This window comes from Bifidobacterium sp. ESL0827, from assembly GCF_052606685.1.
The window spans coordinates 314,869-334,072 of sequence record NZ_CP199597.1; the positions used below are offsets into that span (position 1 = coordinate 314,869).

Here is a 19,204-nt window from a genome sequence, read left to right on the forward strand (position 1 = left end):
TCAGTAGACAGTAACGCTTACATGCTCACGATGATCTTGACGTGGTTTTCCGCGTCCTCACGCAGCTGACGGAAACCCTTGTCCACGATGTCCTCGACCTTGATCCGGTCGGTGATGAAGGTGGACAGGTCGATGTTCCGGTCATGGATGAGCTTGATGGCATCGGCATGATCGTTGGCGTATCCCATGTTGCCTCTGACGAACTTCTCTCCGAAGCCCAGCTCCTTGGTCAGGTTCAGCGTGATGGGCTTGCCATGCAGGGCCACGACCATGAGTCCGCCAGTGGCCTTCAAGGCCTCCAAAAGCTGGTGGTCAACAGGTTCGGCTCCTGCTGCATCGAAGACCAGGTCAGCCCCGGCTTCGTCGGTCTCGTGGCGGACCCTCTCCGCCAGGTCCTCTTTGCTGGGATCGACCACGATGTCGGCCGAATGCGACTGCAGGGCCTTCTCCTTGCGGGCTGTGGAGAGTTCGGACATGATCACCCGGACTCCCTTTGCGCGCAGAATGGTGCCGATGAGCAATCCCACTGGTCCGGCGCCGCCGACCACTGCGGTCTGTCCTTCGCGGGGTTCCATGGCGCGGATGGCGTGATGGGCCACGGCGAAGGGCTCGATCATGGCAGCCTGATCCAGGGGGATGTCACCCACGGGGAAGACATGCTCTGCCGGAACCACGATATGCTCGCTGAGTCCGCCGCCGCCTCCGTTGATACCGATACCGGCCAGCTTGTCGCAGTCATTGTAGCTGCCGGCCTTGCAGGCCGGGCATTCGCCACATGCGATTTCAGCCTCGACGACCACCGAGTCGCCCACCTTCATATCCGTGTGCACATCGTCGGCGATGGCCTCGATGGTACCCGAGATCTCATGGCCGAAGACTACCGGTAGGGTCTCTCCCGTGAGCGGATGGGGATGGTCAGGCGAATTCCCGCCCCCGTTGACTGCTCCGTCGTAGTAAAGATGAACATCTGAACCGCAAATGCCAGTGAAAGCGGGGTGGATCTTAATGGTTCCCGGTTTGAGCTCAGGCGCGGGAATGTCCTCCAGACGTACATCCTCCTTGCCGTAGTACATCAATGCTCTCATAGCGTATATCTTCTCTGATATGCGTGTATGCCCTGCATGGACGAAGTTGAATACCCAAACATGACACATCCCTGCGGGCGGGTGACGCTCTCTCGTTGGAGACCGCCCGATTCTCATATTACCGCTGATACGCTGCCGCAGTAAGGGGAGTTTTGGGACGGTTCCCGATGAGGGGGATCGTCCCAAAATGCAACAGAAGAAGCGTCGTCTACTTGACTGCGCCTGCTACGATCCCTTGGTTGAGCTTGCGCTGGAAGATCACGTAGAAGATGATGGTTGGGATGATGCTGAGCAGTGAAGCTGCAGCCAGGGAAGTAGCATCCATGGTGTGCTGTCCTTGAATGGTGGCCAAGGCCAGAGGGACGGTTTGCACTGAGTCGTCCATAAGGAAAGCCATGGGAATCATGTACTCGTTCCAGGTCCATACGAAGAAGAACACGAACAGTACGCTGATGGTTGGCCACGAGATGGGAAGGACGATCTTGCTCAGCACCTGTCGGCGGTTGGCGCCATCTATGGAGGCTGCTTCAAGAATGGCTTGTGGGAAAGTGCCATATACCGCCGAGAGAAGATAGGTGCCGTATGCGCTCTGAATCACGGTGAAAATGATGATTATGGAGAGCTGAGTGTTGTAGAGACCGATGTCTTTAAAGACAGTATAGAGCGGATAGAGCAAGGACTCTTGAGGCAGCATATTGGCCAGCATGATCAAGAGTATGATCCACCGGTTACCTTTGACGCGCCCGATGCCCAGGGCGAACGAGTTGAGAACCGAGAGCACAACCCCCATCACTGCGACTACAAGAGAGATGACCAAGCTGTTGACAAATTTCATGGGGAAGTTGCTGCTGACCCAGAAAGATGTGATGCCGCTCATTGTCGGGTGCGCTGGAAGAGAGAGCGGCCCTGTTGCGTTATAGTCTCCGATGGTCTTAAAGGCATTCATGGTTAAGATGAGCAGAGGGAAGAGCATGATGACCGCGCCCAGAACAAGGAGGATCAGAGCCAGCCAGTTGCCCCAACTACGAATATGCTTGCTTTTCTTGTCATTGGATGTGATTGGAAGTCTGGAGCCTGACTGTTCGGTTACCATTTCCGCATTTGCTTGTGTCATGGTTTCCCCTCTCTAGTCCATGTTCTTTTCGACGCGTCCCTGAATCAGGGTGAACACGATAGAAAAGACGATAATCACAATGGTCAGGGCTGTGGAGATTGCAGCACCGTAACCCACTTGATGAAGTTGGAAGAACTGATTGTAGGAGTAGTAGGAAGGCACAATGGTGCTTGTGCCGGGTCCGCCCTTGGTCAGCAGGTAGACTGGCCCGAAGGTTTTCAAGGCTCCAATGGTGGCGGTCAGAATGACTACCAGGAGTTCTGGGATAATGGATGGGAGGGTTACTACTCTGAACTTCTGCCACCAGTTGGCCCCATCTAGGCTGGCGGCTTCGTAGAGTTCGGGGTCAACGCGCTGCAGCCCGGACATGAAGATGACAATTGGGTAGCCCAGCTGTATCCAGATCAAGATGAACATGAGTACGGGCAATGCGCTGCCTGGGTCTCCCAGCCAGTTGTGCTGGAGACCGCCAAGTCCTATCCTTTCAAGGACTGCATTGAAAGCGCCGTCGTCCGGCCGGAAGATCCAGCCCATAATGATGGAAGCCACTGCCACTGGAAGCAACTGGGGTAGATAGTAGAGCGCCCGGATGAAAGAGGCACTGCCGGAGTTGAACTTTTTCTGAATCACATCTGTCAGGACAGATGAAATAAGTAGACCCAAAATGGTGGGGATGACGACTATTGCCACGATGATCCAGAAAGAGTTGATGAATGATTTCCAGAAAGTCGCGTCACCGATCAGCCGTTGCCAGTTGTGCAGGCCCACGAATCGAACCGGACCGACACCACGCCAGCGTGTAAAGCTGAGGTAAATATTCCAGATGAAGGGAACAATGATGATTACGGCCAAGGACAATATTCCTGGAATCAGATAGGGAATGAACTTAGTCGATTTGTTGCCGGGCAGTCTTGACGCTGTCGACTGTTTACTGCTAGCGCCTTGTGACATGGCAGCCTCCCGATCTTCTTATTAGCTAGTTGGTATTGAAAAGGATGGACGGTGCTTTCCGCGCAAGACAAGCACCGTCCAGCCCAGATAATGATTGGATTGCGTGGAGCCTAGTCCTTGACGTCCATGTCTTTGACGCCTGAAATATAGGCATCCTTGATGGCGTTCAGGGTTTGATCCGGGTTCTTGGTGCCATTGACAAGCTCCTGGAAAGCAGCCGGTATGGCATCAGTCAGATTAGCGGCAGGATAGTCAGGGTAATAGGAGAGTGCGTTCTTCTTGGAGAACTTTGCATACTCCTCAGCCATGGCTTTGTTCTTGGGGTTGTCGATGCTGCCGTTATCCGCTGCCACAGGAATTCCCCCATGCTTGGCGATCCCATTCTGCTCTTTTTTGGAGAGTACGAGATCAATCAGTTGGGCGGCTAACTCCTTATGCTTGCTCTTTTCGGGAATAGTCAGCAGATTGCCGGTGCATCCTTGAGCGAATTTAGAACCAGGCAGGATAGAACCATCCCAGTCAAATTTGATTTGCTCCTCAAAACGGCCTTGATCCCAGGTGCCGGTTTGGTAGATCGGGTACTCGCCTTTGATGAAGGAAACAGTGGTATCTTCCCCTTTTAGACCAGTGGCATTGCGGGAGATGTAACCCTTGTTGAGCCAGTCATTCAGGGTTTCTGTAGCGTATGTAAGAGATTCGTCCTTCCAATTTACCGGGTGCTTGTACATTTGCCAATCCTGGATGAAACCTTTGTCGGCCTTAGTTGAAACCAGTTGCCACCAGAGCCACATCACACCGAATTCGCCAGCGTCAGCAGCAATCGGTGTCACCCCGGCATCTTTAAATTTTTGGCAGGCTTCTTCAAACTCTGCCATAGTGGTAGGCTCTTTGATATTGTACTTTTTGAACATGTCTTTGTTGTAGAACACGCGTTGATACTCGGCGTAGTTAGGGGCACCGTACCAGGTATCGCCACCCATGACTCCTTTATCGTCATACTTGGCCATAGATGCATCAGCAGGGGTTACTCTTTTGTCCCATCCGTACTTCTTGACATAGGGACTTAGGTCTGTCAGGAGGCCCATAGAGGATAGCATCCCAGCGCTGCCGTTGCCTCTGTTGGATTCCATGATGTCTGGAGCTTGGTCCGAATTCAGAAACTGGCTGCTATTTTGAGCTATCTGAGCGAAGGACTTCACTTCAAATTTAACTTTAACCCCGGTCTTCTTGGTGAAATCGGCAGCTGCTTGCTTCCAAGCTATGGTTTGGGCGGAGGTTTCCTTATCATAGTGCCAGAACGAGATGCTCTCAGGTTTTTCCTCTTCCTGCTGGCTCCCATTGCTGCCGCAAGCAGTCAGGGTGGCTACCGCTGACGTGGCAACTAGTATCGTAGCCAGTGCTTTTCTTATTTTCATCTTTCTCTTTCCCTTATTCTCGCGTGAATGCATTGATTCAAATATTGAAACGTTTCGATAGTGAAACATCTATTATCTGTTTTGTTCACTTAGATTGCGCTACTGATGGATTTCGGTTTGAAGTATGACGAGCATCGTTGCTTCGCCTTTTATTGCTTGCATAATCATAGTTTTATGTCATATTGAACCTCCATTCTGCAAAGATCTCATGTTGGCCAAGGATCCACGATCGACTAACTCTGGCGGGAAAAGACGAACCAAGCCCCTAATGTCGCGTTTTTTCTCTATAGCTTCGCGAAGTAGATGCACAGCTTCTGTACAAAGCCGACTTGGGGTGAGTGGCATTTCACTGATGGGCAGTCGAATTAATTTTTTTTCTAACGTGGTTCCGCAGGAGAGAATAGAGCAGTCATTAGGAACGGAAATTCCGGCATTTTCCATGGAATCAAGCACTGCGTTGAGTACATCCGATCCAGACTGGTTGATGAGGGCTGTGGGATGCGCCGGACTTCTGAGAATGGTTTGGGTAAACTGATCGGCATCGAAGTTGTTGTAATCCACGGGTCCTGATTCAACTAACTTAATGCCTAAGCGTTCGGTCTCTTGAAAAAGGGCTCTATAGAAAAGAATCATATACCCGGCTCCACGCTTATAACCATCTTCCGGTCCTCTAAGGAAGGCGATAGACCGGTGGCCTAGGTCGTAGAGAGTGCGAGCGGCCTTCTGCCCCATCTTAGTGAAATTGATGTCGATGCAAGCGCAGTCTTGATGCTCCATTGGGTAACCGATGGCCACGCATGGTTTGTTGTACTTGTTAGCTAGGGCAGCGCGTAAGTCGTGGTGTTTCAAATCAAGGAGAATCACTCCTTCGACTAAGTTGCTGCCTGTCACTCGCTGAATGTCGAATACCGCATCTTCACTGGTCAGCATGAGTACGTCGTACCCAGCATCTTTTGCCCGCTTGGCTGTTTCCAGGAAATATGTATTGTATTGGTCCTGGTTCATGCCATCGTGAATAGGTCCGCTTAAGGCGAGGATCCGGTTATGCCCCCCTCGCAAGCCCTGCGCGCTAGCATCAGGTATGTAGCCGAGTCTATCTGCAGCTTGCCGAACTTTTTCAGCCGTTTTCGGAGAAATGGTACGTTTGCCGGAAAAGACATATGAGACCGTGCTTACTGATACGTTAGCTAGTTGAGCTACGTCTTTTATGCCAGGCATCTTCACCTCTAAAGATCCGTCGAAACGTTTCAACCACCGACGATAGCATACTTAATTCATGTGGTCAATAATGGTCAGATTGTGTTTTGAGGAATGCAGGATAGATCAATCGCATACCAGTTCAGTGGAGTTGCCAACTGTAACATTCCGCGCTGCTAAACAATTTTATACGTATAATTTACCCGATCGGTGTCTACTCGACTGTCAGTATTTTTTCACCAGGTATTTTTCAAAGATTTGATCCAGTTGCCAAATCCTTGCACTTTTAGTTGCAGTTGAGAGATTGATGTATTTAGTGAGATTTCAAGATCTCATTATGAAGCTTGAACCAGATGATATGAGCAAATTAATTGATACAGGTGAGTAAGAAATAGCCCTAGCAGGATCTCAGACTGATGAATCCTGACCAGCGAGGATCGTATCGAGAAGTTCAAGTTTTAACCTCAATGTTCTTTTGAGCGTACAGGAGTTCATCTATATACAGAAGACCCTTTCAGTCAACAAAGTCAAAACTATGCCTTTCCTGAAGTTTCTTACTTTAAGCAGGTTTAAAGTGCCGATACTCAACGATGCTTAAGGATCAGTAATTAGTTTCTGATGCGCTGTTTCTCGCTCGATACGGTTAGCTAAACTTGTTCTACATGAGCAGTGATTGGCTCGGGGGAGCCTCGGCCCCCTTGTCGGTCCGTACGCCTAGCGGAACCAACCGCATAATAAGGAAAGGAACCTATGCCTGGAGCAAATTTGACTCGTGTGGAAGCCGAAGAGCGAGCCGTCGTCGTATCCAATGTCAGCTACAAGGTCAATCTTGACCTGACCAAGGGGCCTGCCACCTTCCCTTCCACGGCTCTGATCGCCTTTGATGCCCGGCCGGGGGAGTCCACCTTTGTGGATCTGATTGCTGACCAGGTCAGTATGATCGAGCTCAACGGTCGGCGTCTGGACCCGGCCCTGGCCTTCCGGGACGACCGGATTGAGCTTAATGACCTGCGCGAGCATAACCAGCTGCGGGTAGAGGCCCTCTGCCGTTATTCGCGCACAGGCGAGGGTCTGCATCGTAGCGTGGATCCCTCGGATGGCAACGTCTACCTCTACTCTCAATTCGAAGTGCCCGACGCCCGCCGGGTCTATGCCGTCTTCGACCAGCCGGACATCAAGGCCGTCTTCGACTTCACCGTGGATGCCCCTGCATCCTGGACTGTTCTGTCCAACATGCCTCCCGCCTCCCATCAGGACCTGGACAGCCGCACCGCCGAGGGAACCCTGGAGGGCGGCCGCACCGAGGGCGTGACCCGCTGGGTCTTCCAGACCACCCCGGTCATGAGCTCCTATTTGACCGCCTTCGCCGCCGGACCCTACGCCCAATGGACCAGCGAGTATCAGAACGAGGATGGACGGACCATCCCTATGGGCCTGTACTGCCGCCAGGCGCTGAAGGACTCCCTGGACGGGGATGCCGAATACCTCTTCGATGTGACCAAGAAGGGCTTCGCCTTCTACGCCAAGACCTGGGACCTGCCCTTCCCCTGGGCTAAGTACGACCAGATCTTCGTGCCCGAATACAACGCGGGCGCCATGGAGAATATCGGCCTGGTCACCTTCCGTGACTCATACGTCTTCGAGTCCAAGGCCACAGGGGCACAGATCAATCGCCGTGTGGAGACCGTCCTGCACGAGCTGGCCCACATGTGGTTTGGCGACCTGGTGACCATGAAGTGGTGGAATGATCTGTGGCTGAACGAGTCCTTCGCTGAGTTCATGTCGACTCTGGCCACTGCCGAGGCCACCGAGTGGACTGACGACTGGGCCACCTTCTGCTCCGGGGAGAAGAGCTGGGCCCTGACCGAGGACCAGCTGCCCACCACGCATCCTGTGGTGGCCCCAATCCGTGACCTGCATGATACCGAGGTCAACTTCGACGGCATCACCTATGCCAAGGGCGGTTCCGTGTTGAAGCAGCTGGTCGCCTACGTGGGCCGTGATCGCTTCTTCCAAGGCATTCACAACTATCTGACGGCCCATGCCCACGGCAACGCAACCCTGAAGGATCTGCTGACCGAGCTGGAGAAGACCAGCGGCCGCGACCTGGGCAACTGGTCCCGGCTTTGGCTTGAGGAGGCTGGCATCACCACGCTGACCAGCCAGGTGCAGACCGACGAGCAGGGGAGCATCACCGCCATGCGGATCGACCAGACCGCTCCCGAGGAGCATCCCGTCCTGCGTCCGCATCGCCTGGCTGTGGGCTTCTATGACGAGGATCAGTCCGGCAAGGTGGTGCGTACAGACCGGTTCGAGCTGGATCTGGACGGTCAGGGAGCCGAAGTGCCCCAGGTCGTTGGCAAGAAGCGACCGGCCCTGATTCTGATCAACGACGACGACCTGACCTACGCCAAGCTGCGCCTGGATCAGGACTCCCTGGAGTATGCCACGCAGAACCTGTACCGGATCGAGGACCGTCTGGCTCGGGCCGTGGTCTGGCTCAGCCTGTGGGACATGACCAGGGATGCGCAGTTCCCTGCTGAGCGCTTCATCAGCCTGAGCTTGAAGGCACTAGCCACTGAGCACCAGTCCACCACCTTCCGCTACGCCCTGTCCCAGATTTCCACGGCCGCCCACCATTTCACCGCTACCCGTCGCCGTCAGCCCATGCTGCAGCTGGTGGCCAGCACGCTCTGGGATCTGGCCATGAAGGCCCAACCGGGTTCGGACGAGCAATTCCAGCTGGTCCGCGCCTACCTGGGCTACGGGGACGATGCCGACTTCGAGGATCATGCCCGGGGTCTGCTGAGCGGCGACCTGAAGCTGGAGGGGCTGACCATCGACAACAACACCCGTTGGCTGATCATCCACGCCTTGTCTGCCCACGACCTGCTGGCTGACGGCGAGATCGACCGGGAGCTGGCCGCGAAAGACACCACGGAGAACCGCGAGTTCGCCATGGGCGCCCGGGCCGCCCGTCCGACGGCTGAGACCAAGGCCTGGGCCTGGGATCAGGCTCTGCACAACGAGGATCTGACCAACTCGCAGATCGAGGCCTTGGCCGACGGCTTCTCCGGCTCCGGGGACCAGGAGCTTTTCGCACCCTACGTAAACCGCTTCTTTGCGGCCGTAGACGAGGTCTGGGCCCATAAGACCTTCCACATCGCTGAGACCCTGCTCAACCCCCTGTCGGCAGGCGGGCTCTACCCGACTAAGGCTGATCCGGCTGCCCTGGTCAAGGCGGGCGACGCCTGGCTGGCCGACCACGCCGAGGCTCCCAAGGCTCTGCGCGGGATGATCATCCAGAATACGGAGTCCTCTAGGCGCATCCTCAAGGTTCGCGAATACAACGAGCGTCTGCGCTGAGCGCCCTGCCCGCCCCGCCCAGAGTGGCGATGGGTAAGGGGCGGGCCATAACGAATCTGTCGATGGTACGTGATGCTGTTGTATTGGTCTACCGTTTATATCATGATCCTGATTTTGATTGGATTGGGAATTCGAAGTTCTCCGCGAGTGGACTTTCCAGTGGTCTTTTTAACGTTGATTTTGAGAGAGTGAACAAGCAACTAACGGTAAAGTTAGAGACGAACAGGGGGGCAGAGGCTGGACTATCCGGTTGGAAGTTGATAGAATTTAATAATTCTCATTAGAAAAGTTCGGTTATTATAAATTCGTTGCTTCTCGCGGGGTGGCTAATTGAGGTATAGTCACCCCTAACGCTGTGATATTTATATATATAAATGCGCATATACCTCTGTGAACTTTTAAGATATTCTAAAAGTTCTTGCCGGTTTTGTTTTTATTGACTTTTGGGCAACGTTCAAATAAATTTTTAAATACTGTCCATAGGCCGATAGCTCTGTCTGTGGTTGTAAGCCTTAACGATCGACACAATGTTAGGGATAATTTGTCACTCTGAAGACTGTTCTAAGAAAGAAATTCAGTCATAAAACAAGGTCTGAATGATCGGAAGCAAGTTGCCACAAGAAGAATCTGAGCCCAAATAGCTGTGATTAAAATTGACGATTTTGAAAGAACATTAACCGGTTCTCATGCTCTATTACAATCTGTGGGATAACTTCTCTAGATTGACAGGGTCATTGCCATGCAGATCTTCGACGTGGTGAGAAGGCTGCAGTGATCTAGTTATTGGTGCAGGCCCTCAAAGCTGCGGTTAACCTACTTTGCGGCATTCAACAGACAACCTCATTCTTGTAGGTAAAGACCATAGCATTTGGAAATCAATCAGATTTATAAGCTTAAGAGCAAAGTAGATTTATGGAGGAAATGCGGCGTGACTGGTAGTTTGAGCGTATTGGAGAATCATACTCATATTATTACGAGAGATGAGAGAGGGAAAAGGTATGGCAGCACGCCCATTGAATACTCAACTTTTGGGTGAACAAATTGTCAATGAGTTAAGGACACAGATAATTCACGGTGAGATTGCTCAGGGCTCCCATTTGGTTGAAACCGATATTGCTGACCAATATGAGGTTAGTCGCGGTCCAGTTCGTGATGCATTCAACCGCCTTGTGAATGAAGGGCTTGTCGTACGTAAGAAACGTGGCTGTGTGGTGCGCGGTCTATCAGAAAAAGACGTACGAGACATGTATGAGGTGCGTGCAGCTTTCGAAGAGATAGCAGCTAATCATGTGGTCAGGGATCCAGATAAGACCGATTGGGCTGGTATGGAACAATGTATAGCTGGTATGAGGCAAGCTCTTGAAGTGGGGAATTCCGATACCTATGCACAGCAGGATTTAGATTTTCATGACGCATTGATCAAGAATTCTCATAATAGGCGGGTGATTGACTTCTGGTCGACTTTCATGCCAACCTTCTCCGTTATGCTACAGGTCACTAATGCACAAGATATTGATCTGAATCCTTCATTCCATGACCATGAAGAAATTTTAAAATCATTGAAATCAGGTAAGCCTGCGGATGTGAAAAGCCTGGTCGACCGCCATTTAAATGGCTCTTTAAATAGAATGATAAGAGCGTTGAAGAAATTAAAGCGTTGAGCGTGGCTTACTCGCTGTTTGCGTTATCGAGTAGTTCTATTGTCCTACGTAATAAGGCTATTCTTTTTCCAATTGGAGCGTTTAGCGGGCGTGCAGAAATTTTTACGCCTTCATACAATAGATTGGGCCCGACGGCCCTCTTGGCTGCGGCTATGCGCTGCCCAGTGAGTAAAGACCTTGGTTCATCTAAATCGACTGAACGATGTAAATTTGGCGGACAATGGGAATCAGACCATGCAGGTCCAAACTTGGTTGGTTCGTCCGCTACCCCCGAGAACATCATTCCCCGCAGAACATTATTAATGCTGCATTGGCGTATTTGGTTCTCAACTAAATTTGGATTTCGTAATTCGATTGCGCTTCTTGCCCAATTAATAGACATTGCAGCTGGTGTCGTTACTCTGGTACCGCAGACTGCTGATAGCGCTGCTAATTCCATATTAAGGGGCAGAAAGCCTTTAGATGGAAGGTGCCATCTAACGGCTGCATCGCAATGTTCGATGCAGACTATTGCACCTGACCAGTCCCAGGACGTGATTTCTTCCAGTGAGTGTTTGAAAGCCAAAATCGATTCCTGGATCTGCACCGAATTACTTGGCGCGCTCTGGATTTCCACGGCGAGGATTTTGTGATTGCCGGCTGTATTAATTGCCTTGACTGTCTGGCATGCTCTTTCCATCATTGTTAAGGCGGCATCCCTGCCTTCTTTATCGATTGAAGCCAGACCGAACTGGGGGTTGTTGGCTATACATTCCATGGTTGCTGTAATCATCGTGAACACATGTTTTGTACCTGTGGGGAGCGAGGACCAGAGCCGATCCTGATTAGCTCGATAGCTGTTTGACAGATAAGGAATTTCAAGCCCATTGCAGAGGTGTTCATTGAAAGCGGCCTGAATTAGCTCGATTTGCTGGGTTGGATCTGGCTCAGCAAGGGGGTAAAGCCCTATTATCCGGTAAGGAATGGAATTGGTCTTATACTCGGCTTCTACCGGCCTGCTAGTTTCTTTTCGATTGGATCCCATCTGAATTCCTCTCTAATTATTCCGATTGGCTTCAAGCAGGTGCTTCCTTGCGTGAACGATAGATATATGTTATAACGGTCAACAGTTATCAGTCAACAGTTGACGGTTAACAATCATCACAGAGGAGAAATGTTGCGTAAGCCGGAAATTATTACTGCATCCATCGCGGCTTTCAATGATCATGGAGGGTTGGATATTGGTCGCAACAAGGCTTATTTGAAGCGAATTGAGCCTTTCGTTGACGGAGTGCTTGCGGTTGGCACCAATGCCGAGTTCCCATCCTTGGACTTTAATGAACGAAAAGAGCTAGTTTCTTTGGCGATTGATATTTTCGGAACCGATCGTGTCATCGCTCAAGTAGGTGCCCCGTCTGTAAGACAAGCTCTTCGGTTGGCCCAAGATGCTGTAGACGCAGGTGCTACAAGATTTGCAGCACTCACACCTTATTATTTTCGAGCTTCGCAGAAGGGTATTTACTCTTACTATCAATCGCTTCGAGAAGCTATTGATGGGGATTTATATGTGTATATATTTCCGGATGTCGCGAATACTGATCTGGAGCCTGAGACATTAGCGAAATTGGCAGATATAGGAATTAATGGGGTAAAGCTATCCGGCGTTGCTTCTCAGAGGGTTGAGATCTACCGGAGAGCAGCCCCAGAAATCTCCTTGTGGTCGGGCAATGATGCAGATCTACCGCATGTCATGGACGCTGGAGGCTCTGGTGTCATTTCAGGCGTGTCTGGCGTTGCTCCGAAGGCTTGGGCGGTTCTGCGTGATGCATACTCAGCAGGCGAAGAAAATGCAATGGTCAACGCACAACAGCGTGTGCAAGAGCTGGTGAAAGTATTAGGCCCAAGCATCGGGAGGCTTAAGTACGCTCTCGATTTTCTGGGTATGCCGGTTGGGGAATGCAGAATGGCCATAGACGAACCCACCGAATTTGAGAAGGAGGAAATACGGCAGGTGCTGGAACACGGCGACATCGCCTAATGATGTTGACGGGACGGTGAACAGCCAACAAGCATGAGTCTCCATCCCATGCACGACCATGGGATGGAGGGTCAATTACCGTAGCGATTACAGATCGAGGAGGATCTATGAATCAGGTAATTGGTGAAGCAGAAGCTTCGCAAGAGAAGTCTAGTCCAGAACAAAGAAAAAACCTATTCAAGGTCGTAGCGTCAAGCTTCATCGGCAACACGTTGGAGTACTATGACTATTTTGTATATGGCACAGCATCCGCCATCGCTTTTCCGACGGTTTTCTTCGCCCATGAAAGTGCCTTTGTGGCTACGCTTTCGTCATTTGCTACCTTCGCCGTCGGCTTCCTAGCCAGGCCATTGGGAGGCATGATCTTTGGGCATAGAGGTGATAAATCGGGCAGAAAGTCCACTTTGATTATGACCTTGATGATCATGGGGGTGGGAACATTTCTGGTCGGATGCATTCCTTCGGTTGCCACTATTGGTTTGGCGGCACCAATTATCCTTATAATTTTGCGTCTGATTCAAGGTTTTGCGGTTGGTGGTGAATGGGGCGGTTCTATGATCATCGTACTGGAGAGCGCTCCAACCAAGCACAGAGGATTTTGGTCCGCTTGGCCCAATACAGGCGGCTTCTCCTCGCAAATTATTATTACCCTTATTTTCGCATGGGTTTACACGCTACCTAAGGATGCCATAATTAGCTGGGGCTGGAGAGTTCCATTCTGGCTGTCGGCAGTGGTCATGCTTTTGGGCGTGTGGATGCGGCGTTCGCTCGAAGAAAGCCCCGTCTTTACAAACGCTAAGGCCGCTGAGGAGAAGAGAACCAGAAACCGTGCTCTGACAGCTGAGAATTTTGAAGCGACGGTTAAGGCGCAAGAGGGGCAGGACGAACACATTCAGGCGGCGGTTCAAGAGCATCACACTAAAGAACATGGGCCTTTATATAAAGTATTTGTGGAAGATTGGCGCGATCTGTTGAGAATTATGGGTTTGCGTTTCGCTGAATCTTTACCCTATTTTCTTCTTTGCACTTTTGCGCTCTCATATGGGCCTCAGCATTTAGGAGTTCCTAAAGAGCAGCTGAATATGGCCATTCTTATTGCATCTGTTCTAGCATTTCCTGCTCATGGGCTCTTTGCTGCATTGTCTGACCGCATTGGGCGTAAACCCGTCTATCTAATTGGCACAATTGTGGTATTTGTAACCGCTTTTCCTTTCTTCATGATGCTTAAGACGCGATCTTTCGGATTGATTCTTTTGGCGTACATTGTCGTGCTTAATTTAGGGCACAATGCGATCAATGCAGTCCAACCTGCTTTCTTTGCTGAACTCTTCCCCGCAGATCGTCGATACTCCGGCGCTGCAACTGGTCGTGAGGTCGCTTCTATTCTCTCTGGCGGGTTGACGCCCTTCATCGCTACGGCGCTTGCTGGAGCGAATGGTGCCCGTTGGTATCTTGTAGCCGCATACGTCATGGTTGGCGCAGTGATTACGGCTGTGGCTTTATGGAAGACCCCTGAGACCTACAGAGTCGATTTGAATTCTATTAAGGATGTGTCTTGATGGCTGACGTTGAGATTGAACGTTGGGTTGTTTCAGGTGATGGTGCATCTTGGCGTCAATGCCATGCATCAACCATAGTTCAATCCGCTGATAGCGGTGTCATTACAGCAGCTTGGTTCGCTGGTGACAAGGAGGGTGCACTTGACAATGCTATATGGGTGACCAGAGGAACTCTTGGAGGGGTTTGGGATCCGCCAAAGGTGATACTGCGAGGTCATGAGCGTTCTTGGTGGAACCCCGTTCTGGCGTTTGCGCCTGATGGAGCCCTTTGGTTGTTCGCTAAGAATGGGCCGAAGATCTCTCGTTGGAAGACCTGGTTTAGAGTTTCGCAAGATGGGGGGCAGACCTGGAGTCCAGAACGAGAGCTGGTGCCGGGTGACGACCGAGGAGGTCGTGGCCCGGTGAAGAATCCGCCAATAATCACTAAGTCGGGTTTATGGGTGGCCCCTAATTCAGTGGAGTCCGGTGGCGAGAATCCTATCTGGAATTGTCGTTTTGATCTCAGCAGCGATGGTGGCCGCCACTGGAGGCTTACCGAAGTGCCGCTGGATCATGCAGCATTGCAAGGAGCGGGTATAATTCAGCCCACCCTGTGGCGTTCTCGGAATGGTTTAGTTGCCATATGCAGGTCCTCTGAGGGGCATGCTTATCGTACAACTTCTGACGATGATGGAGAGCATTGGTCGCCGGCTAAAGCCATTAGGCTGGCACAGAACAATTCAGGTTTCTGCGCTGCCGGGCTGGACGAGGTCGGTTCTAAAGTCGCTCTTGCCCATAATCCAGGATCAAACCCATGGGGACCTCGGTGTCCTTTGATCGTATCAACAAGCGATGATGACGGTGTGACTTGGCAAAGTAGGGTCACGATTGAGGACGGTAAGCGTCTTCCCCTGTTGCCGACGGGAGTAATGATGCCTCATCTTCAGGTGTCTACAGATGCCTCTGAGGGATATGAACCAGGCGATGCTGGTATCGCTACTTCTGGAATTAATGAATATTCTTATCCGACGATGATTGTTTCAGTTGATGGATCATTGCTCGTGAGTTACACATGGCAACGTCGCGCGATTGTCGTAGCTCGTGTGCCGCGTTCCGTTTTAGGTGTCTGACCTAACCAATTGATGCACTGGCGCATCTCAAAGATGCGCCACCCTTGTTGCGGATTTTTTTGAAAAAAGAGTGAGTGCAGTGATGCTTCGTATGACTTTGCTTAATCCAATTCTCATATCAGCTTTATCTAGGTGTGGACATGGCGATAAGGTATTAATTGCAGATGGCAACTATCCTCTGATGACACAATCCATGCCTAATGCAGATCGGGTATACCTGGCGTTGCGACCCAATTTACCGACAGTCACTGAGGTATTGGAAGTGGTTCTAACAGCGATACCGGTAGAAAAAGTCGAGGTCATGGAACCAAGTGATTCCATGGCGGAACCGCCTATCTACGATGAATTTAAACCTCTGCTCAATTATGAAGAATTGCTGCGTTTAAGTAGAACGGATTTTTATAGAGCAGTCAGGAACGATCCTCATGTGGTTGTTGCAGTAGGCACAGGGGATATGCGTACCTTTGGCAACATCCTGCTGACAGTCGGTGTGCGTGAACACTAGAAACCAAAACGAATTAATAGCGTACTGCTTTTTCCGGGTATTTATTTGTAATATTTATTTGAAACGAAGTTGAAAAAATCATGAATATAACCTATACGAACGATCAGATTGTTCAGTCGATGGATCAAGTGATTAGCGATGAGATACAAGCCGTTCGAACTGCATCGGCTTTATTGCCTAAGCAGAACTGCGTTGAGGCAATAAAGCTTATCGTCGACTGTTCCGGAAAAGTTGTGTTTACTGGTGTCGGCAAGTCAGGACATATCGCTGAAAAGCTGGCGGCGACCTTCGCTAGCGTTGGTATTCCTTCCTTCTTTATGCATGCTACTGAGGCGGTGCATGGGGATTTAGGGATGGTAACCAGCGAGGATTTGGTGATAGCTATTTCCAACAGTGGCAAGACCTCCGAGGTCTTGAAAATTCTGCCGGTATTGCATGCAAAGAAAATAAAAATGGTGTCGATTACGGGCGACGATTCCTCGCCTTTAGCTCAGGCTGCCAATATTAGTTTGAAGGTGCATGTTAATAGTGAGGCTGACGATTTTAACCTGGCGCCTACGAGTTCATCTACTTCGGTTTTGGTAGTCGGTGATGCGCTAGCTTTGACTGCTTCGCGCTTGCTGGGCTTTGACGAGCAGGGCTTTGGTCTCAATCATCCTGGTGGGGCCCTCGGTAAAAAACTAATTGCAAAGGGTGTACTTAAGGAGGCACAGTCATGAAACGCATATTGGTAATCGGCAGTTTCATGACAGATCTAGTAGTGACGGCATCTCGCTTTGTGCGGGAAGGAGAAACTATACAAGGTGACTCCTTTAGCCAATATCCGGGAGGAAAAGGGGCGAACCAAGCGGTTGCTGCAGCGCGTTTGGGCGGCAGTGTCACTATCTTGGGAAAATTGGGTAAGGATGAATTCGCCAAGCAGCAGATGACATCATTGAGGGCTAATGGGGTTGATTGCTCTCATGTATTTTTCACTGATCAGGTGGGATCTGGTGTCGGTAATCCTCAACTTGATAGGGCAGGCAACAATCGTATAGTTGTTGTTCCTGGTGCGAATATGACTTTCACCCCTGAAGATATACGTCATGTTCGAACTCTCATTGAGGATAGCGACATAGTTGTGCTGCAGCTCGAAATTCCTATGGAAACTACTTATGAAGCAATACGGATAGCGAAGACCTCTGGTGCGACAGTTGTGTTAAATCCAGCGCCATTCCAGCGTATTGATGAGGCCTATTCTGCCATGGTGGACTGGATCATACCGAATGAGCACGAGGCAAAAGGACTTAGCGGAATACATCCTATTGATATGGACTCGGCTCGCGTTTCTGCAGAGTATCTTTTGGACGCTGGGTATGGTGGTGTTGTAATAACCATGGGCGGCCTAGGATCATATGCGCGTAAGGGTAGCGAAGAGTTTCGGGTTCCTGCAATTTCATTTGGACCGGCAGTCGATACTACGGCAGCTGGAGATTCATTCATCGGGGCTTTCGCATATGGGCTCAGCAAGTCTTGGTCACTCGAAAGAAACATGTGTATCGCATCGATGGCTGCTGGTATTACAGTTACCCGGCGTGGAGCTCAGCCGTCTCTGCCTTCTTGGAGTGATATTGAGAAATATGTGAAATTGAATGAAAATAGAATACCTAAGTAGTCACTGGATTCTCGGTCCCAATACTCTGGGTGATGGCTTCAAGTGAAAACTTCGGCAGACCCTTAGCTCTGTGAGATCTAATGAACAGGCTTAGACTAAGCTGGTTTGCGTATATCTTTACTGGTCCTAGAAGGTCCGGTTTTGCGCGAAGCTGGAGGAGAGCGATGCCCAGATTATTCGGTACCGATGGTGTACGCGGTTTAGCCAATAGAGACCTGACTGCTCAACTGGCCCTGGATTTGGGCGATGCAGCAGTCCGCGTCCTGGGCCGTGGCGCGGATCGGTCCGCGGGCCGCCGACGGGCCTTGATCGGCCGCGACACCAGGGTCTCCGGGGACTTTCTGGCCTCGGCCCTGGCCGCCGGCATGTCTTCGGGTGGCTTTGACGTGATCGACGTGGGTATCATTCCCACTCCGGGCATCGCCTACCTGACCAGCGTGCTCAACGTGGAGATGGGGGCGGTCATCTCCGCCTCCCACAACTCCATGCCCGACAACGGCATCAAGTTCTTCGCCCGGGGTGGTTTCAAGCTCCAGGATTCCAAGGAGGACGACATCGAATCGGTCCTGGGCCAGGACTGGGAGCGCCCGGTGGGCGAAGGTGTGGGCCGCGTCTCCCATGACACGGTGACCGCCACCAACATGTACATCGACCATCTGGTGGAGGCCGTGGCCCCTGTAGCCCCTGACAAGACCCAAACCAAGCCCTTGGACGGTCTGCGGATCGTGGCCGACTGCGCCAATGGAGCCACTTCGGTGGTAGCTCCCGAGGCCTTGCGCCGGGCCGGTGCGGATGTTGTGGTCATCAATGCTTCGCCCGACGGATACAACATCAACAAGCACGCCGGTTCCACCCACCCCGAGCAGTTGCAGGCCATGGTCAAGGCCTCGGACGCGGTCATGGGCGTGGCTTTCGACGGGGATGCCGACCGCTGTCTGGCCGTGGATGAAGAGGGAAACATGGTCAACGGCGATCAGATTATGGGCATCCTGGCCCGCGCCAAGCAACGCGAGGGCAAGCTGGCCAACGACACCCTGGTGGTCACGGTCATGAGCAACCTTGGACTCAAGCTGGCTCTGAAGCAGATGGGCATCGTCACTGTCCAGACGGCTGTGGGCGATCGCTACGTCCTTGAGGAGATGCTGCGCGGAGGCTACACCCTGGGCGGCGAGCAGTCCGGGCACGTCATCAACCGGGAGTTCGCCACCACCGGCGACGGAACCCTGACGGCTCTGACCCTGGCCAAGGAGGTCGTGCGCTCGGGCAAGAGCCTAAAGGAGCTGGCTGCTGACTTCCCCCAGCTGCCTCAGCAGCTGATCAACGTGCCTGGCGTGGACAAGAACGCGGCCCGCACCAATGCCAAGGTTCAGGATGCGGTCGAGGCGGAGGAGCGGATGCTGGGCAGCACCGGCCGGGTCCTGTTGCGGCCCTCGGGCACCGAGCCCCTGGTCAGGGTCATGGTCGAGGCGGCCACCCAGGAGCAGGCCGACCAGGTCTGCCAGCGGCTGGCATCAGTTGTGGCCGACGAGCTGGCCATCTAAAGCTTAGTAGGGCCAATGACTCGCCTGTCT

The 19,204-nt window shown here is 51.8% G+C and carries 15 protein-coding genes; 9 read left to right on the forward strand and 6 right to left on the reverse strand.

Features of this window, described 5'->3' with window-relative positions; all coding sequences use genetic code 11:
• Nucleotides 1-17: 17 nt before the first annotated feature.
• From ACUIAI_RS01190 to ACUIAI_RS01210, 5 genes are all read right to left on the reverse strand, one after another.
• Nucleotides 18-1,085 carry a 2,3-butanediol dehydrogenase gene (locus ACUIAI_RS01190; protein WP_445342354.1) on the reverse strand — a complete coding sequence of 356 codons (1,068 nt, stop codon included), beginning with the start codon at nt 1,083-1,085 and terminating at the stop codon, nt 18-20.
• 208 nt (nt 1,086-1,293) lie between these two features.
• Nucleotides 1,294-2,178 carry a carbohydrate ABC transporter permease gene (locus ACUIAI_RS01195; protein WP_445342781.1) on the reverse strand — a complete coding sequence of 295 codons (885 nt, stop codon included), beginning with the start codon at nt 2,176-2,178 and terminating at the stop codon, nt 1,294-1,296.
• A gap of 33 nt (nt 2,179-2,211) precedes the next feature.
• Entirely contained in the window at nt 2,212-3,150 is a 939-nt protein-coding gene (locus tag ACUIAI_RS01200; RefSeq protein WP_445342355.1) for a carbohydrate ABC transporter permease, read from the reverse strand.
• 110 nt (nt 3,151-3,260) lie between these two features.
• A complete protein-coding gene (locus ACUIAI_RS01205; RefSeq protein ID WP_445342356.1) occupies nt 3,261-4,598 on the reverse strand; it encodes an ABC transporter substrate-binding protein in 1,338 nt (445 codons plus the stop codon).
• 144 nt (nt 4,599-4,742) lie between these two features.
• The gene (locus ACUIAI_RS01210; RefSeq protein ID WP_445342357.1) at nt 4,743-5,816 is read right to left on the reverse strand and encodes a LacI family DNA-binding transcriptional regulator; all 1,074 of its coding nucleotides are present in this window, start codon (nt 5,814-5,816) and stop codon (nt 4,743-4,745) included.
• A 696-nt stretch (nt 5,817-6,512) separates the two neighbouring features.
• On the opposite strand from ACUIAI_RS01210, the gene pepN reads away from it, so the two are divergent.
• Both pepN and ACUIAI_RS01220 read left to right on the forward strand, forming a co-directional pair.
• On the forward strand, nt 6,513-9,128 hold the full coding sequence (gene pepN, locus ACUIAI_RS01215; protein ID WP_445342358.1) for an aminopeptidase N: 2,616 nt from the start codon (nt 6,513-6,515) through the stop codon (nt 9,126-9,128).
• A gap of 998 nt (nt 9,129-10,126) precedes the next feature.
• The gene (locus ACUIAI_RS01220; protein ID WP_181414864.1) at nt 10,127-10,789 is read left to right on the forward strand and encodes a GntR family transcriptional regulator; all 663 of its coding nucleotides are present in this window, start codon (nt 10,127-10,129) and stop codon (nt 10,787-10,789) included.
• Nucleotides 10,790-10,796: 7 nt separating this feature from the next.
• Here ACUIAI_RS01220 and ACUIAI_RS01225 read toward each other — a convergent pair whose 3' ends face one another.
• A complete protein-coding gene (locus ACUIAI_RS01225) occupies nt 10,797-11,813 on the reverse strand; it encodes a DUF4862 family protein (RefSeq protein ID WP_445342359.1) in 1,017 nt (338 codons plus the stop codon).
• A gap of 99 nt (nt 11,814-11,912) precedes the next feature.
• On the opposite strand from ACUIAI_RS01225, the gene ACUIAI_RS01230 reads away from it, so the two are divergent.
• The 7 genes from ACUIAI_RS01230 to glmM all read left to right on the forward strand — a co-directional run bounded on the left by ACUIAI_RS01230 (nt 11,913) and on the right by glmM (nt 19,174).
• A complete protein-coding gene (locus ACUIAI_RS01230) occupies nt 11,913-12,806 on the forward strand; it encodes a dihydrodipicolinate synthase family protein (protein WP_445342360.1) in 894 nt (297 codons plus the stop codon).
• Nucleotides 12,807-12,913: 107 nt separating this feature from the next.
• Nucleotides 12,914-14,365, forward strand: coding sequence for an MFS transporter (locus ACUIAI_RS01235; protein WP_445342361.1), 1,452 nt, complete (start codon nt 12,914-12,916; stop codon nt 14,363-14,365).
• Nucleotides 14,365-15,474 carry an exo-alpha-sialidase gene (locus tag ACUIAI_RS01240; protein ID WP_445342362.1) on the forward strand — a complete coding sequence of 370 codons (1,110 nt, stop codon included), beginning with the start codon at nt 14,365-14,367 and terminating at the stop codon, nt 15,472-15,474. The genes ACUIAI_RS01235 and ACUIAI_RS01240 overlap by 1 nt, the downstream gene beginning before the upstream one ends.
• Nucleotides 15,475-15,556: 82 nt before the next feature.
• Complete coding sequence (locus ACUIAI_RS01245) at nt 15,557-15,979, forward strand: RbsD/FucU family protein (RefSeq protein ID WP_445342782.1); 423 nt, start codon at nt 15,557-15,559, stop codon at nt 15,977-15,979.
• Between the two features lie 119 nt (nt 15,980-16,098).
• Nucleotides 16,099-16,698, forward strand: a complete 600-nt coding sequence (locus ACUIAI_RS01250) for a KpsF/GutQ family sugar-phosphate isomerase (protein ID WP_445342363.1) — start codon at nt 16,099-16,101, stop codon at nt 16,696-16,698.
• Nucleotides 16,695-17,633 carry a ribokinase gene (gene rbsK, locus ACUIAI_RS01255; protein WP_110412505.1) on the forward strand — a complete coding sequence of 313 codons (939 nt, stop codon included), beginning with the start codon at nt 16,695-16,697 and terminating at the stop codon, nt 17,631-17,633. Before ACUIAI_RS01250 ends, rbsK begins: the two co-directional genes overlap by 4 nt.
• A 164-nt stretch (nt 17,634-17,797) precedes the next feature.
• The gene (gene glmM / locus ACUIAI_RS01260) at nt 17,798-19,174 is read left to right on the forward strand and encodes a phosphoglucosamine mutase (RefSeq protein ID WP_445342364.1); all 1,377 of its coding nucleotides are present in this window, start codon (nt 17,798-17,800) and stop codon (nt 19,172-19,174) included.
• Nucleotides 19,175-19,204: the final 30 nt, after the last annotated feature.